The sequence below is a fragment of the uncultured Bacteroides sp. genome (assembly GCF_949298305.1).
In the GTDB taxonomy this organism is placed as follows: domain Bacteria; phylum Bacteroidota; class Bacteroidia; order Bacteroidales; family Bacteroidaceae; genus Bacteroides.
Genome location: NZ_CASFWU010000045.1, coordinates 1 through 16,469, shown reverse-complemented (window position 1 = coordinate 16,469; position 16,469 = coordinate 1). Strand labels below are relative to the sequence as shown.

Annotated in this window: 9 protein-coding genes; 4 read left to right on the top strand and 5 right to left on the bottom strand. The window is 49.9% G+C overall.

Annotation, left to right across the window (positions count from 1 at the left end; translation table 11 throughout):
• Position 1 precedes the first annotated feature (1 nt).
• On the bottom strand, positions 2 to 1,501 hold the full coding sequence (locus Q1Y74_RS07790; RefSeq protein WP_300813587.1) for a hypothetical protein: 1,500 nt from the start codon (positions 1,499 to 1,501) through the stop codon (positions 2 to 4).
• A gap of 241 nt (positions 1,502 to 1,742) precedes the next feature.
• On the opposite strand from Q1Y74_RS07790, the gene Q1Y74_RS07785 reads away from it, so the two are divergent.
• Positions 1,743 to 5,828 (top strand): two-component regulator propeller domain-containing protein, encoded by a 4,086-nt coding sequence (locus Q1Y74_RS07785; protein WP_300813585.1) that lies wholly within the window; start codon positions 1,743 to 1,745, stop codon positions 5,826 to 5,828.
• A gap of 270 nt (positions 5,829 to 6,098) precedes the next feature.
• On the opposite strand, the gene Q1Y74_RS07780 is transcribed toward Q1Y74_RS07785, so the two are convergent.
• Positions 6,099 to 6,782, bottom strand: a complete 684-nt coding sequence (locus tag Q1Y74_RS07780) for a tetratricopeptide repeat protein (protein ID WP_300813614.1) — start codon at positions 6,780 to 6,782, stop codon at positions 6,099 to 6,101.
• Positions 6,783 to 6,944: 162 nt separating this feature from the next.
• Here Q1Y74_RS07780 and Q1Y74_RS07775 point away from each other — a divergent pair, with 162 nt between their 5' ends.
• Positions 6,945 to 8,276 (top strand): MATE family efflux transporter, encoded by a 1,332-nt coding sequence (locus Q1Y74_RS07775; protein ID WP_300813582.1) that lies wholly within the window; start codon positions 6,945 to 6,947, stop codon positions 8,274 to 8,276.
• 15 nt (positions 8,277 to 8,291) lie between these two features.
• The gene (locus tag Q1Y74_RS07770) at positions 8,292 to 8,870 is read left to right on the top strand and encodes an AraC family transcriptional regulator (protein ID WP_300813579.1); all 579 of its coding nucleotides are present in this window, start codon (positions 8,292 to 8,294) and stop codon (positions 8,868 to 8,870) included.
• A gap of 182 nt (positions 8,871 to 9,052) precedes the next feature.
• Here the strand turns inward: Q1Y74_RS07770 and Q1Y74_RS07765 are convergent, their stop codons facing one another.
• From Q1Y74_RS07765 to Q1Y74_RS07755, 3 genes are read right to left on the bottom strand one after another with little or no spacing between them, the layout of a single operon-like run.
• On the bottom strand, positions 9,053 to 9,850 hold the full coding sequence (locus tag Q1Y74_RS07765) for a hypothetical protein (RefSeq protein ID WP_300813577.1): 798 nt from the start codon (positions 9,848 to 9,850) through the stop codon (positions 9,053 to 9,055).
• A gap of 26 nt (positions 9,851 to 9,876) precedes the next feature.
• Positions 9,877 to 11,415: a RagB/SusD family nutrient uptake outer membrane protein gene (locus Q1Y74_RS07760; protein WP_300813574.1), complete on the bottom strand. Its 1,539-nt coding sequence runs from the start codon at positions 11,413 to 11,415 to the stop codon at positions 9,877 to 9,879.
• Between the two features lie 24 nt (positions 11,416 to 11,439).
• Positions 11,440 to 14,586 (bottom strand): TonB-dependent receptor, encoded by a 3,147-nt coding sequence (locus Q1Y74_RS07755; protein ID WP_300813572.1) that lies wholly within the window; start codon positions 14,584 to 14,586, stop codon positions 11,440 to 11,442.
• Positions 14,587 to 15,038: 452 nt separating this feature from the next.
• Here Q1Y74_RS07755 and Q1Y74_RS07750 point away from each other — a divergent pair, with 452 nt between their 5' ends.
• On the top strand, positions 15,039 to 16,202 hold the full coding sequence (locus Q1Y74_RS07750; RefSeq protein ID WP_300813571.1) for a site-specific integrase: 1,164 nt from the start codon (positions 15,039 to 15,041) through the stop codon (positions 16,200 to 16,202).
• Positions 16,203 to 16,469: the final 267 nt, after the last annotated feature.

Here is a 16,469-nt window from a genome sequence, read left to right as displayed (position 1 = left end):
ATTAATCTACTCGTACTAATTTAGCTCTACCCAGATGTGAATCAAAATAGAATTGATAGTTACCAGTCGTGTTCACCACGGGTTTTGACCATACATCTTCGCCGGTTGTCGGTCCGCTGTAATCCATATTGCGGAACGTGCTTCCTGTGTAATAGCTGAAGATTTCCAAATCCGTGCTGGAAGTACTGCACCATCTTGTGAAGTTCCACCACTGGTCAGTGTGATAATTGTGAATGATGAAGTTCATCTCTTCGCCGGCAGTCAGGCTCAACGGAGTCTGATAATAGAAAAGATGAGGATTGTTGGCATCCTGAACAAAGGATTCTACGGTCGTAGGATTGTCAGATGTCAATCCGAACGTGAAATCCATCATTGTGCTGCCACCGTCATTCCATTTGTCCATCGTAGGCAATCCGTACACCATGCTCGACGGCCACGGGTCATCGGCATCGTTTACCGAATAAGTGGACATGCTGTATTCTCCCGTATTGGTATTGAACGTAATGTCATAGTAAACATTGGCTTCAGTCAGTACAATAGGTTGGGCCAAGTCAGGATCACTGGTCAGCACGCTGTTGTCCGACGGATCGAGGCCGAAACAAATCGGAGAGAAGTCGTTGGCCTGCGGCAGGAAGAAGATTTCCGTATTGGCGGCAGCACAATAATATCTGGCGCGATACTGGAACTCGCCTACATGGTCAATACGCATCGGCACACCGAAGACATCGCTGTTCAGCTCTTCCGCCGTAGCCACATCGGCCAGATACATGCGTTCATAGTCCTGCAACTCATCCACAGCAATGACACAGGAGACGGAGGTTTCGTTACCTACGCCGTCAACCGCCGTAACCGTCAAATCATAATTCTTAACTTCGTTCGGGAAAGTGATGCGGTCCGAGAAAGTGAACGAAGCGGCTCCTTCAGCGTCGACCTGCAGATTTTCATAACCGCTGATGCCCGGAATGTTAATCAAGATGTGATCCAGCGAACGGTCATCGGAAACAGAGAGGTTCAGCGTATAAACCGTTTCCTCACGAATCAGTACATTCACCGTCTCTGACGGAGCGGAAATGAACACCGGCGCAGAGAAATCGCCGTCCATCGTCACCAGCACATCCTGCGACACGCTGCGACCGCCTACATCGGTGACCGTCACCTTCACCGTGAAACGTTCGCCCAGTTCGTTACGGTCCAAATCGTAATGGTAGCTCAACTCATAAGAAGTCTTAGGTTCACCATAGATTTCAATCAAATCGATGGTCTTGTTCAGATAGAGGTCGGCGCATTGCAGATTGATGGTTGCTATACCATCGGCATCGGTCAATGTTCCTTCAATGGTAAACCGGTGACCGGCTCCCGACTGAATATGGTCAGTCACTAAAGCCATCGTAGGTTCCTGTCCGTCCACATCGGCGTAGCCCTCGTCATCGCTACATCCGACAGTACATAAAGCCAGCGATAAAAATGCCCAGAAAGTGGCATTCAAGAAATGCTTCTTCATACATATTCTATTTAAGTTAAACAATATAGCTTATCTCCGATTTCCTTAATCGGTCATGCAAAAATATACTAAAATATACAGAAATAACCCTATAAATCTTGCAGAGGTAGTATGCAAATCCGTCAATGCACGATTTCTGCACATCATTTTAAGATTTTCTCGTTATCTTTGAGACAACGAACCGACGGCTGCCGGCAGGCGGCCGCATTATTAACAAAACAACAAAGGAATCATCAGGAACATGAAAAACACACTGCTTTCCATACTTGCCTTCCTGCCGTTTCTGGCACTGTCGGCACAGCCCTACTCCATCAGTCAGCTGGGAGTGGGAGAAGGACTGTCGAGCAACCATGTAGTAAGCATCGCCCAAGACAAGAAAGGTTTCCTGTGGTTTGCCACGGAAGAGGGACTGAACAAGTTTGACGGCACGCGCTTCATATCCTATTATAAAGAAGAGACTTCCGGCAAGCCCGGCCTTACGGGCAATGAACTGAACTGCCTGCTGGACGATCCTGAAAAGCCCATCCTGTGGATTGGGACGCAACGCGCCGGACTGAATGCCTACAATTATGACGACCACACATTCACCGCCTACAAACACGACGACAACAATCCCGACGGTCTGATTACGGACGACATCACCCAAATATCTCCCGCGGCAGACGGCAACCTGTGGATAGGGACTTACTGGAAAGGCATCGACTACTTTGACAAAAGCACGGGGAAATTCACGCACTACAACACCGGCAACGTGCCGGGACTGGGCAGCAACCACATCTGGTCGCTCGCCGACGGCGGAAACGACCTGCTCTACATCGGACATGTATGGGAAGGACTCAGCATCCTGTCCGTCAAAGACCAAAGTGCACAAAACTTCCGGCACGACCCCAAAGACCCCAACAGCCTGCCCGGCAACGAAGTAAACTGCGTCTACCGGGACAAGAACGGCAACGTGTGGGTAGGCACCAACCGCGGACTGGCCCTGTTCAACCCCGAAGCCAACAACTTCATCACCTTCAACGACAAGAACCGCAGCCTGTCGCGCCGCGTCCATGACATCAAGCAGATGCACGACAACAAGCTCTGGATAGCCATGGAGTTTGGAGGCATCGCCATACTGGACCTTTCGCAGCACCTTTACCGGACATCAGACTCCTACCAGTTCCAATTCATCAAAGAAGGAGACGATGAATACGGGCTTTCCAACTCCAGTATCCGCTGTCTGTTCCAGGACTCCTTCAACAACATCTGGGCGGGCACGTGGGGCGGCGGCATCAACTTTGTCAGGCTGGAACCTCCTCTGTTCAGTTCCTACCGCTACTCGCCCTTCCCCTCCATGGACAACAGCCTGACCAACAAAACGGCATCAAGCGTCTGCATAGACCGGAACGGCGACCTTTGGATAGGTACCGACGGAAACGGCATCAACCGCTTCAGCAACGGGAAACGCGTTGCCGTCTACAACGAAACGAGCAAACACCTGAACGCCAACTCCGTACAAGCCTCATTCTGTGATTCGAAGGGAGGATTGTGGTTCGGACTGTTCTATGGAGGAATTGTCTTCTACGACCCCCAGAAACAGCAGTTCAAAAAAATCAAATTGCAGGACAACAACCGGACGGACATCCGCTCCTTCTTTGAAGACCGCCAAGGCTGCATCTGGGTAGGCACCAGCGAGGGCATCTACCTGATGGACCGCGACACACAGACCGTCAAGGAACACTACAACCGCGAAAACAACCTGGTGCGCTGCGTGCTGAAGGACGCGCAGGGACAAGTCTGGGTGGGATTCTTCGGAGGCGGACTGGGCCTGTACGACTCCGGCCTCAACCTGCTCAAACTCTTCAACGTAGACGCCAACTTCCCCTCGAACACCGTAAACGCCCTCTTTGAAGACAGCAAACAGCGCCTGTGGGTGGCAACCGGCGAGGGACTGGTGTGCTTCCCCTCGCCAACCGAACAGACATACACCGTCTACCAGCGCGAAAGCGGACTGAACAACACGCACATTCAGGCCATTGCAGAAGACAAGGAAGGCAACATCTGGGTGAGTACCAACAAAGGAATCAGCTGCCTTGTCAACAGCCAAGACACGTTCTACAACTACGACAGCCGAGACAATCTGCCCCTGGGCAGCTTCTGCCGCGGATGCGTGACAACAGACCAGGACGGGAACCTCTATTTCGGCTCCATCAACGGCCTGTGTTACTTCAACCCCGAAAACGTTCTGCAGGAACGCATATCGCCGCCGGCCTTCATCAACAACATTGAAATACTGGGTTCCATCAGCAACGCCAAAAACGACCAGAACAGCATCCTGCCCAACGGACAGAAATACATCAAGCTGGCATACAAGCAGAACAGCTTCAGCATCAACTTCAACGTACAGAACTATGCCCTGGTAAACCTGGTGGAATATGCCTATATGCTGAAAGGGCTTGACAACTCCTGGTACACGGTGACTACCCCCAACAACGTCACCTTCCGCAACCTCCCCCCGGGCAAGTACCAGTTCCAGGTAAGGGCCCGGATACACAACCAGCAATGGTCAGACCAAATCACCTCGCTGGAAATCCGCATCACCCCGCCCTTCTGGCTCACCTGGTGGGCCAAGACATTCTACGTGCTGCTCTCGGGCACCGTCCTGTTCGCCATCTTCTATGCCTACAAGAAAAGACTCGATGCCGAAACGCTCTACAAGATAGAGAAACAGAACCACGAACACGAGCAGGAACTGAACGACGAACGGATGCGCTTCTTCACCAACATCACCCACGAACTGCGCACACCGCTCACCCTGATTGTGGGGCCGCTGGAAGACCTCCAGAAAAGCGACACCCTCTCCACCAAAGACGCCCAGAAGATTTCGGTCATCCACCAAAGCGCCCTCCGCCTGCTCAACCTGATTAACCAGATTCTGGAATTCCGAAAGACCGAAACACGGAACAAGAAACTCAACGTCCGCCGGAGCAACATCGTGCCGCTCATACACGAGGTCGGCCTGAAATACAAGGAACTGAACCCCAAGAACGAGGTAAGCATCCAACTGGACATCAAGGAAGAAAACATCCTGATGTACTACGACAAGGAGGTCATCCTCACCATCCTCGACAACCTGATATCCAACGCCATCAAATATACGGAGAAAGGCACCATCACCATCGGGGTAGAACGCACGGAAAGCAACGGCATCCACCACACCGACATCCGGGTCAGCGACACCGGATACGGCATCAAGCCGGAAGCCCTGCCCCACATCTTCGACCGCTACTACCAGGAGGGCGGAAAGCATCAGGCGTCGGGGACCGGCATCGGGCTGGCCCTGGTGAAGAACCTGGTGACGCTGCACGAAGGAGAAATCAGCGTAGTGAGCACGCCCAACGAAGGCAGCAACTTCTGCGTCAGCCTGCTGACCGACAACTCCTATCCGAACGCCCTGCACAACGACTCGCCCGAAGAAATGCCCGCAGAAGAGACACCGGAAAAGGAAGAGGAAAACCCGGCCGACGACCGCCCCATCCTGCTGATTGTGGAAGACAACCCGGACATCCGCCACTACATTGCCGAATCGCTGGGCGAGTATTTCGACATACGTACCGCCGACAACGGAAAACGGGGTAAGGAAATTGCACTGAAAGAAATACCGGACATCATTGTCAGCGACATCATGATGCCCGTAATGGACGGCAACGAGATGTGCCGCGACCTGAAAAAGGACGTGCGGACCAGCCACATACCCATCATTCTGCTCACGGCCAAGGACTCGCTGCACGACAAAGAAGAGGGATATGCCATGGGAGCCGACTCTTACCTGACCAAACCGTTCAGCGCCAGCCTGCTCCACAGCCGCATAGACAACCTGATAGAAAACCGCAAGAAGCTGGCCGAGCACTTCCACGCCAAGGCAGACGGCAGCAGCGACAAGTCGGCACGCGTCATGGAGTCGCTCAACAAGATAGACAACGACTTCATCCTGAAAATCAACGAGCTGATTGAAGCGCGGCTGTCGTCGGACAAGATAGACATCAGCTATCTGTCAGACAAGATGTGCATGAGCAGCTCCACGCTCTACCGCAAGATGAAGGCGCTGACAGGCCTGTCTACCAATGAATATGTGCGGAAAATGAAGATGAAGCATGCCGAACAGTTCCTGCTCGAAGGCAAATACACCATTTCGGAAATAGCCTTCAAGGTGGGCATCAACAACCTGTTCTACTTCCGCCAATGCTTCAAGGAGGAGTTCGGCTGCATACCGTCCGAATACCTCAAGAAACTGAAGGAAAAGGCCGCACAGACTTCCCAGGGAACAGAAAGCACACAACGGTAAGGGGGAGAAAGAAAGGCTCGTAAAAACCTGAAATGCAAGCCTTGGAAGAAGCTTGCATGGTCCGTCTTCCATGCAAGCACGGTCTGTCCACCATGCAAGCACGGTCCACGGACGATGCTTGCATGGCCGGATGTGACCGCAAGCGTCTGCAAAAGAAAAACACCGAAAGGCCAGACGCAGACTTTTACGGATTGGCAGCAAATGCGGCCCGAAAAGTCCGCTTCATCCCTGCCTTGTGAAGAAGGCCGGTCTCTCCGTAGAGCAATCCGCCTATTTCAGCTCGGCTTCCAGTTTCTTGATGCGTTCCAGGATATGGCCGGCCTCCGAGGAAGAAGGGAAAAGTTGCAACACCCGCTGCAGACAGGCCTTGGCCTTCTCGTAGCCTCCGGCAAAGATGTCCGAAAGCCCGTTCCGATAACGTGCGTACTGCATCCGCGTGGGCGAGGCCAGGTGCTTGAAGTCCTCCTCCAGCCGTTTCTTGCGATTCTCGGCCTGAAGAAAGTAATAGTTCCCCAGAAAGATGTTGGCCTGCAGATTGTCGGCATCCAGCCCAAGCACCTTCTCGTACAGCCTGCGCGCATCGTCCTCGTCGCCACGCATCAGTTGGGTTTCGGCACAAGCCACCAGCGTCTGTACATCGTCCGGATGTGCCTGCAACAGTTCCATATAGAAAAGATAGGCTTTGTCGTAAACCCGATAATCCTTAAAATGCGCAGCCAATTCGCCGGCCATCCGCAAGCTGGTGTCAGTGTTCTTGTTCAGTTGGGTCCAATAATATATTTCAGCCTGTTCAGCATTTGCCGCCGTCGCCTGACGGAAAAGGCTCACTGCATAATCAGCCTTCCCCGCCGAAAGCGCCTCAGTCACCTTCTGCAACAGGATTTCTGCCGTCTGTGCCTCCGCAACGGACGGGCACATCAGCAAGACAAAGAAAAAAACAGTCCAGATTCTCATCATTTCCACGTTATGTCCAGGTTCAATTATTTGTGCAAATTCATGTACAAAATTACACACTTCCACAACAATCGGCAAGGGAAGAATGTTGAATATTAGTTAATGTTTATAGGCTTTATTTCCATAATTCTATGTACATTTGCCGTCCCTTTTCAATGTAAGATGAAAGCCCGCAACAGACAAATATTGCAGATAGCCCTCCCGTCCATCATTTCCAACATCACCGTACCGCTGTTGGGACTGATAGACGTGGCCATCGTGGGCCATCTCGGCGCTCCGGCCTACATCGGCGCCATCGCTGTGGGCGGCATGCTGTTCAACATCATCTACTGGCTCTTTGCCTTCCTGCGCATGGGTACCAGCGGCATGACCTCGCAGGCGCTGGGGCGGCGCGACCTGCCCGAAGTGGTGCGCCTGCTGCTCCGCTCCATGGGCATCGGGCTGGCGGCAGCACTCTGCCTCATCGCTCTCCAGATACCCGTCAGACAACTTGCCTTCCTGCTGATACAGCCCACGGACGAAGTCCGCCAACTGGCCTCGCTCTACTTCCACATCTGCATCTGGGGCGCTCCGGCCATGCTGGGCCTCTACGGACTGACGGGCTGGTACATCGGAATGCAGAACTCACGCGTTCCCATGTACATTGCCATCACCCAGAACCTGGTCAACATAGCGGCCAGCCTGTGCCTGGTGTTCCTGTGCGGCATGAAGGTGGACGGAGTGGCGCTTGGCACGCTGATTGCCCAATACGCAGGCCTTGCCATGGGCCTCATCCTCTGGTGGGCGCAATACGGCAAACTGCAGAAATACATCCGCTTCAGGGGACTGCTGCAACGCGAGGCCATGGGCCGCTTCTTCCGGGTGAACCGCGACATTTTCCTGCGCACGCTCTGCCTGGTGGCCGTCACCCTGTTCTTCACCTCGGCCGGAGCCGCGCAGGGCGACATCATCCTGGCCGTCAACACCCTGCTGATGCAGTTGTTCACCCTGTTTTCCTACGTGATGGACGGTTTTGCCTTCGCTGGCGAAGCCTTAAGCGGCCGCTACATCGGGGCCCGGAACCGGGAGGCGTTCACGGACACCCTGCGCCACCTCTTCCGGTGGGGACTGTTAATGACCGTACTCTTCACGCTGGCCTACCTGTGCGGCGGCAATGCCTTCCTGGGACTGCTGACCGACAATGCGGAAGTGATTGATGCGGCCGGCGCCTACTTCTACTGGGCAGTGGCCATACCCGCGGCCGGCATAGCGGCCTTCATCTGGGACGGCGTGTTCATCGGCGCAACCGCCACACGCGGCATGCTGGTCTCCATGGCTGTGGCCGCCGCCTGCTTCTTCCTCCTGTATTACAGCCTGCGCCCCGTCCTGGCCAACCATGCCCTGTGGCTGGCCTTCCTGGCCTACCTCTTCGTCCGAGGAGCCGCACAGAGCCTGCTGGCCGGAGGAGTCATCCGAAAGGCCTTCCGCCCCACTCCATCCCCGACAACCCCATAAATCACAGGAACGGTTATGTATTCCCACCCCAATCACACACTCTACATCAAGAACATGGTATGCCCCCGCTGCATTCTTGCCGTAAAAAGCGAACTTGAACGGCTGGGACTGCATCCCGTACGGATAGAACTGGGCTTTGCCGTGCTGGAAGAGGAAATCGGCGAGTCCCTCACACGCTCCGTCCGGGCAGCCCTGGAGCCGCTGGGCTTCGCGTTGCTGGACGACCCCAGAATGCAGACCGTGGAGCAAATCAAGGACTACATCATCACGCTGGTACACCAGCAGACGGACTCCGCCGAAGGCAACCTGTCCGCCCGCCTGTCCGCCCGCTTCAACCGCGACTACAGCACGCTGAGCAAACTGTTCTCCGAAACCGCCCACACCACCATCGAGAAGTACCTCATCGCCCAAAAAATAGAGCGTGCCAAAGAGCTGCTGACCTACGGCGAACTGACCCTGAACGAAATAGCTGACCGACTGGGCTACTCGAGCGCCGCCTACCTCAGCACGCAATTCAAAAGCCTCACCGGAATGACTCCCGGCGAGTTCAAAAAGAAAGGCCGGGAACTGCGCAAGCCGCTGGATGGGGTTTAGGCAAGAAACGGCTACCGGCATCCCCGCCCTATGCCCTCACCCTTTCCCAAAACAGGAACAAGCGGAGAATGGAACCAGTCCTCAACCCAAACCTATCTGTCCCCCTAATTAAAAAAACTCCCCAAACAGAGAATAGGTATCCTCTATTTGGGGAGAATGATTTGTCATCTTTCCAGATAAAATTATTCCGGCATCTCTAATGTTTCCGTAAAGCCGGAATATAAAGCAGCGTATGAGCCATTATATACGACAGCGCCTATCATGGGGAATGATAAGATATTGCCATTCCGCGTCATACCTTCTGCCAAGTAGTAAACCATGCCGTAATCCGGATCTTCATACCCGGTAGGCTGTATGTCCCAGCCAACCAGCTCTTGTCCATCTTCACTGAGAGTGAATACTATGGGGTAGTCTTCTATTATGCAGTCCGGCAAACGATACACATTTCCTTCGACGGCTTTTTCTATGGGTTGCGGCCAGGACTGTCCGAACAGTTGAGAACTGTAAACACCTGTTCCGAAGTTTTCCCACGTCAATTGGCGTTGAGCCTGAACCTTGACAGAGCCTTCGGCTGAAGGTGACTGATTGGCTTCGGGAATGGAGAGGGTGATTGTATATTTGGTAGTAGCGCCTAAGTTGTCAATCGAACCAAAATTCAGCTCCACATAAGCAACACCTTCTCCGTTTGCAAAAGCAACTTCTGATGAAGTCAGCGAAAACACAGCTGCGGTTGCCTCATCCATATCTACCGTAAGGGCAAGCGAAGCGTTTCCATTTGTCGCACCTCTATAAACAGGCACTTTCAATACACCTTGGTTGTCTGCGGTCAGTTCTACATTGATTTGACTGGAAGCAAAGCTGTAGCAAGCGGTTTCATCGGGAGTGTAAATGACTCCTTCAACGTCTGTATCACATGAAGTGAAAGCCGTCAAGAGAATCAATACACAAACTGTTAATTTGTTTAATATACTATTTTTCATATTGTTCATTGTTTAAAATAACTATTTTACATCACAATCGGATTCTGGTCTTCCGCCGTAATGTTCTCGTTTCCGTCCAATTCTGATTGTGGAAGCGGGAAGATAAAGAGCGGAGATGCTACATCTGTATTTTTGGTTGATACGGTTTCCGTATGGTTGGAACCTTCGTAAACACGGCTATAGCCGAGCCCTAAACGCTGTAAATCAAAAATACGTCCTGCCTCTCCCCATAATTCAACACGGCGTTGGAACAGAATCTCATCCATCAATGTTTTCAGAGGCGCATTGGTATTGGTATTGTAAGTATTTGCATCGGTACGCGAAGCCAAGCGCTCTGCAAAGTTCGTATCACGCAAGTCGCCCAGTTGGCTGATTGTCGCACGTGCTTCGGAATATTGTCCCTGGTGACATTCTGCTTCAGCCTTTATCAGCACCATTTCTTCTGCACGCATCAACAGATAGTCACCCGTCCATGTGGTATAGTCAGCCATCTTGAATTTCAATTGGCAATAGCTTACCATTGAACCTGTTCCGTCTTTTGCCAAAGGCTCGCGGAACCAAGCCGTTTTTCGGGTGTCCGTATCAGATATCAGATTGTAAAGACCGGAACTGATACATTTTTGTGCCATAGAAGCATACATACCAGTGGCATCAGCGTCCATGTGTGAGAAAAATCCTGCAAAACCCGAAGTCTGGTCGGTGGTAATCTCACATCCCCACATTACATCACTTACACCGGTATCGTTATTACCACCTAATTCACTGATTGACGCCAGTTTGAGTCCATTCTTTTTCAATGCCTCCGCAGCAGCGGCTGCCGCAGTAGCGTAGTCATGCTGTACTAAAGCAATACGGGCCTTGAAACCGTTAGCTACATAATAATCCACGTTGGAGATATGGCTCTGAGACTTGCCTTCCAACAGTTCAATGGCGCGATTGATATCGCTATTTATCTGGTCGTAAGTCTCTTGAACCGTACCGCGCGGCTTCCCTTCTGAACCGGCTGCGGTCGGCTCTGTATAGACTGGAACTCCCGGCGCATCCTCATGGCCTTCGTAAGTCTGCTGGTACAATTGTATCAGGTAGAAATAGCAGAAGGCGCGCATGGCATAGGCCTGTCCTACAATATTGTCCCTTTCCTGCGGGTCGCCGCCCATCGTCTCTTCGGCAGCGATAATGTAATTTACATTGCTGATAATCGTATAATAGAAATTCCATACGGCATAAGGACGCCCCGACTTGTGGGTATAATCAGCATGCACATTCAACCGATAGTCTTCATAGAACCACCCCTGTCCTTGAGAGTACATCAGATGGTCTTCAGCCATCAAATCCGCCATCAATTGGATGCCGGTCTGTCCGTTATTCTCAGTTCCCCAACTGGAGCTCCACCCAGACGTGTACAGGAGCCTGTAAACTCCGTTGATGGCAGATTTGGCACTTGTCACATCTGCAAAAATAGTACTTCCCGATACCTTATCAGTTGGTTCTGTGTTCAGCTCGTCTGAACAGGAATTGAGTCCTAAAAGCCCAACCAATGATAATATATAGATTAATTTCTTCATATTCATTTCCTTATTATAAATAAATTAGAATGTAACGTCAATTCCGAATGAAACAGTCCGAGTAGGTACATAACCAAAATTCGTACCTCCTGTGAAGTCGTATTGTGGATCCATACCCTTCAAATGGGTCAGTATAAATACGTTGTCAGCAGTAGCACTTAATCGTAAAGACTGCATTCCTGTCTTTTTCAGCCATTTGGACGGCAAAGTGTAACCTAAAGAAACGTTTTTCAACGAGAAGTAAGAAGCATCAATCAGGTTGTTATCCGTCGTAATATAGCTCTTCCCTATTTCGATGCGGGGAATGTCTGTAATGTCACCCGGTTGCTTCCAGGCACGTTCCAGATGTTGGCTTCTTGCGTTACCTACATAGTTACCATACATTAAAGTCGAATAAACGCCATCCAGCACTTTTCCGCCGATGGAGTAAGTGAACAAGAAACTCAAATCAAACCCTTTGTACTTGAATTCGTTGCCTATGGAACCGTACAGGTCCGGAATGCGGCTGCCCTGTATTTCCTTACAGTTCGTGGCCACCGCCATATCGTCTGTGATATATCGTTCGATGATGTTGCCGTCCGCATCCGTATTCCATGCCCAATACAATTGCTTACCCGTTGCCGGATCTACACCTGCTGCCGAAGCAGTATAGAATGAATAGAGCGTCTCGCCTTCGCGAATGATGTAACTGCCGCTGATGATTTCCGGCTTGTCTGCCAAATGGAGCACTTTGTTTTCGATGGTAGAACCTAACAGAGACAAGTTCCAACTGAAATCAGAGGTCTTGACGATATCCGCGGACAACGAAATATCCCATCCCCGGTTTCTCATACTGCCAATATTTTTGTTGTATCCATCAAAGCCTAATGAGGTAGCCATCGGATAACTCATCAGCATATCGGTCGTTTTGCGTTGATACCATTCTACCGTGAAAGAAAAGCGGTCAAACAATTTGGCTTCGATGCCGACATTCAGATTGGCATTCTTCTCCCATTTCAAGTCGCGGCTTTCCAACGAAGAAATAACCGCTCCGCTTTCTGACGCATTCGGATGACTTAAGCTGTAGAAAGACTGCCAGGCATAATATCCTGTGCCCAAATTGTCATTACCCTGGACACCATAGCTCGCTTTAACCGACAGATTGTTTATCCAGCTGATATCCTGCATGAATTCTTCACTTGAAATACGCCAGTTGCCACCGACTGACCAGAAGTTACCCCAACGGTTATCCTCATGGAAACGGGAAGAACCATCGGAACGGAAACTGGCTGAAAAATAATACTTGTCGTCATAGTCATAATTGAGACGGGACAATACGGATTCCACCGCATAATTGTCCTGATAGGAAGATGCGTCGGCAATGGTAGTGGCGGCATCCAATTCATACAGCCCTCCAAACGGGAAACCAGTCTTTTGGGCAGCCAGATAATCGTAACGGTATTTGTAAAACTCATGTCCAACCATCGCATCAAAGTGGTGTTTGCCAAACTTGCGGTCATAGGACAGAATCTGATTGAAAGTATAGGTGAATGTACGTCCGGTTGCTTTGGTCAGACGGCCATTCACGCTTGCCGCATTACCATTGTAAGGATTGTAATAAGTCATGCCCGCACTGTTCACCAGGTCGAAGCCATAGTTGACAGACAGTTTCAGACCCTGCAACGGCCCGTCGGTCAAGTTACCCAGTTCAGCATACACACGCCCGCTAAGGTTGTCGCTTGTCGTACTATATTTGTCATCATACAGAGTGGCAATCGTATTCCAGTTTGAGTTGGCTCCGGCAGGACGGTTAGGACCGTAATCGAAAGACGAATTTCCCAAATTGTCATAAACAGTCTGTCCATTGGCATCTTTTTCATATACAGGGAAAATGGGAGCCATCAACTGGGCCGAATACCAGACATTGGAATTGGCAGATGAATTCTCAACCGCAGTATTGCTCTCATTGCGAGAATAATTGGCGTTAATTCCGGCTTTCAACCATCTGGTTACTTTGGAATCAATGTTCATACGGCCGCTATAACGGTTGAAACTTGTCGTTTTCAACAAGCCTTCTTCGTCCAAATATCCCAAAGAAAACATATATTGCGTATTTTCATTACCCCCACTGAAAGTAGCCACATATTCCTGACGTAAAGGATTGTCCTGCATAGCTTCATCCAGCCAGTCCTCACTATACCGCAGTTGGGCATCGCTGCGTACCTTGCCCGTAACAGGATCTATCAGTTCTGTAATGCTGTAGTTAAAAGGATTATATTGCTCATCCACTCCAAAAATGGCGGTAGAACCGCTTTTCATCGCATTAAGAGCCGCAATACTCGCAGCTTCAGGCGACAAGCCATTATTCAGAATCTGATTATTCTTATAGGATTGGAAAATCACCTCCAGGTAGCCGGCTTCATCCATTGTCTCATAACGAGGAATGGAGCGGGAAGAAACACCCCAGTTTGCTTTTAAATCTACTTTGACTTTTCCTTCTTTACCCTTTTTGGTGGTGATAAGCACTACGCCATTTGCGCCGCGTGACCCATACAGAGCTCCGGCGGAGGCATCCTTCAATACCGTCATGGATTCAATGTCATTCGGATTAATGGCTGCAATATTACCTGCATACGGAATTCCATCCACTACATATAAAGGAGATTGCGAAGCGTTGATAGAGCCATAGCCACGTACAACCACACTCGAGCTTGAACCGGGCTGTCCCGAACCGGAAGTTGTCTGTACGCCTGCAACCATACCGTCTAAAGCCCTTGTCACATTAGCGACAGGTCGTTCCGCAATTTTTTCAGACTTTATTGTAGAAGCAGAACCGGTAAACGAAGACTTCTTGGCCGTACCATACGCCACTACCATCACCTCATCAAGAACCTCTGCGTTAGACCTCATCACCACCCGGACGTTCGGCTGAATCTCCACCTCTTGTGTCTGCATACCAATGTACGAAACCACCAGAGTTTTCGCGGAACTTGGTACGTTAGGCAATTCGAATTTACCGTCTACGTCAGTAATAGTACCCAATTGTGTACCTTTTACCAATACAGACGCTCCAATAACTGGCTGCCCGTCTTCTTCCGAAATCACGACACCTGTGACTTTCTGAGTCTGGGCAGTTACTAAGCCTATACCCACAAAAAGGCAGGCCAATAACAGCATTAATTTTCTTTTCATAAATTCTCTCTTAAAGTTTAACTTTACATTAATTGTTTCTTTACTCTAACAAAATGCAAAGATATTAAGAAATATGAAATGAGCAACCTTAACGCCTAAAAAAGCTTGAAAATCTACCAAAATGACATTCTATACCTATTATTTATGCTTAACAGCATATAATTTAAGAAAGAGCACCCTTGTTTTCGTTTCAAGTGGCTTCATTTTGTTTTTCTGATTTTAAGGATTACCCTGCCGGAAAAATATCTTTTAGGATAAAATTGTTAAATGTTAGGCAGGAAAACCTTTGTGGCTAATGAATTGTCCTGTCCTTCTTTTGCCTCGCGGTTTTATGCTTCGCAGCCAATACATTGTCGGTAGATCACCGATTTTATAAATACTTTTTATATTTTTCTATTTTGCGAAGGTGTGTCTGTATGACCCTTCTCGCAACCAATCAAAAAACGATTGAAATGACTAAAATAGTTTACAATTTGGTATATAACCGAAAAAAACGCCTCAACAAGAACGGTACTGCGCTGGTACAGGTAGAGGCCTACTTGAACCGGAAACGGATGTATTTCTCGACCAACGTATATCTGAGGCCGGAACAGTGGGATGCCAGGCGACTGGTCGTGAAAAGGCATCCCAATGCCGAGGCTCTGAACCGCTATATCCATGACATGGCGGCGCGTATCGAGAGGACGGAACTGGAACTGTGGCAGCAGGGTAGAAACATTTCGCTGGAACTGCTGAGGTCGGTTGTGAAAAACAATGCGGATGTACATTCGTTCTCACACTTTTTCAGGGAAGAGGTGAGGAGAGCTGTCCTGAAAGAGAGTACACGGCGCAATCATCTTTCGACTCTCGGCCTGCTGGAGAGTTTCGATAAGAACGCTACTTTTGCCGATATTACATTCGGCTTCGTATCTTCGTTTGAGAGCTTCCTGAAGTCGAAGAATTACCATCCCAACACGATAGCCAAACATCTGAGGCACTTGAAACGCTATGTCAATGTAGCAATCAATAAAGGATATATGGATGTCAGGCAGTATGCGTTCAGGAAATACAGAATCAGGGGAGTGGAAAGCAGGCACACTTTTCTGTCGCCCGATGAATTGGAGGCGCTGGAGGGTCTGGAACTGACGGATGGAAACGTCCGATTCCGGAAAACGCTGGATGCTTTTCTGTTCTGTTGCTATGCAGGCATGAGATACTCTGACTTTATCACTTTGAGCTCCCATAATGTAATGAAGGTCAACGGAATGACGTGGATAACATATCGTTCTGTCAAGACCCGGGTAGAGGTGCGTCTTCCGATATACCTGCTTTTTTCGGGAAAGGCAATCGCAATCCTGGAAAAATATGAAGCGGACCTGGACAGTTTCTTTGCCATTGGAGACAATTCCAACGTGAACAAAAGACTGGCCGTAATTGCACGCCTGGCAGGACTGGAGAAAAGGATTACCTTCCACACGGCCCGTCATACAAATGCCACCCTGCTGATTTTCAATGGTGTGAGTATCACAACTGTGCAAAAACTTTTGGGGCATAAAAACGTGCGTACCACCCAAGTCTACACCAATATCATGGATATGACCATCGTGCAGGATTTGGAGAAAAGTTGGAGGAAGTAAACAAGCCTCACAAATGCGAACCGAAAATCGGCGAAGCCAAACTTGCAGGAGTTGAAGGGAGTTGCCGGCGAAGCCTGAAGAAAGAAGCCCCTTTCATTTGACATACTCTCAAGAAATATGCTTTGGCGGATGGATATCGAAATGTGTAAAAAAAATACCGCATTTACCTATCTCCTTCAATAAGAGATTTCTTGAGCGATTTAGAACTGCATAGGGAGAGTTTGAAACCCAAGGGTCTTATGTTTGAAACATAGCCCCCTTATGTTT

Coding starts and splice junctions, on each gene's coding strand:
- Q1Y74_RS07755 (WP_300813572.1), bottom strand. CDS start 14,586: ATGAAAAGAAAATTAATGCTGTTATTGGCCTGCCTTTTTGTGGGTATA.
- Q1Y74_RS07765 (WP_300813577.1), bottom strand. CDS start 9,850: ATGAAAAATAGTATATTAAACAAATTAACAGTTTGTGTATTGATTCTC.
- Q1Y74_RS07770 (WP_300813579.1), top strand. CDS start 8,292: ATGTATTCCCACCCCAATCACACACTCTACATCAAGAACATGGTATGC.
- Q1Y74_RS07790 (WP_300813587.1), bottom strand. CDS start 1,501: ATGAAGAAGCATTTCTTGAATGCCACTTTCTGGGCATTTTTATCGCTG.
- Q1Y74_RS07775 (WP_300813582.1), top strand. CDS start 6,945: ATGAAAGCCCGCAACAGACAAATATTGCAGATAGCCCTCCCGTCCATC.
- Q1Y74_RS07785 (WP_300813585.1), top strand. CDS start 1,743: ATGAAAAACACACTGCTTTCCATACTTGCCTTCCTGCCGTTTCTGGCA.
- Q1Y74_RS07750 (WP_300813571.1), top strand. CDS start 15,039: ATGACTAAAATAGTTTACAATTTGGTATATAACCGAAAAAAACGCCTC.
- Q1Y74_RS07780 (WP_300813614.1), bottom strand. CDS start 6,782: ATGAGAATCTGGACTGTTTTTTTCTTTGTCTTGCTGATGTGCCCGTCC.
- Q1Y74_RS07760 (WP_300813574.1), bottom strand. CDS start 11,415: ATGAAGAAATTAATCTATATATTATCATTGGTTGGGCTTTTAGGACTC.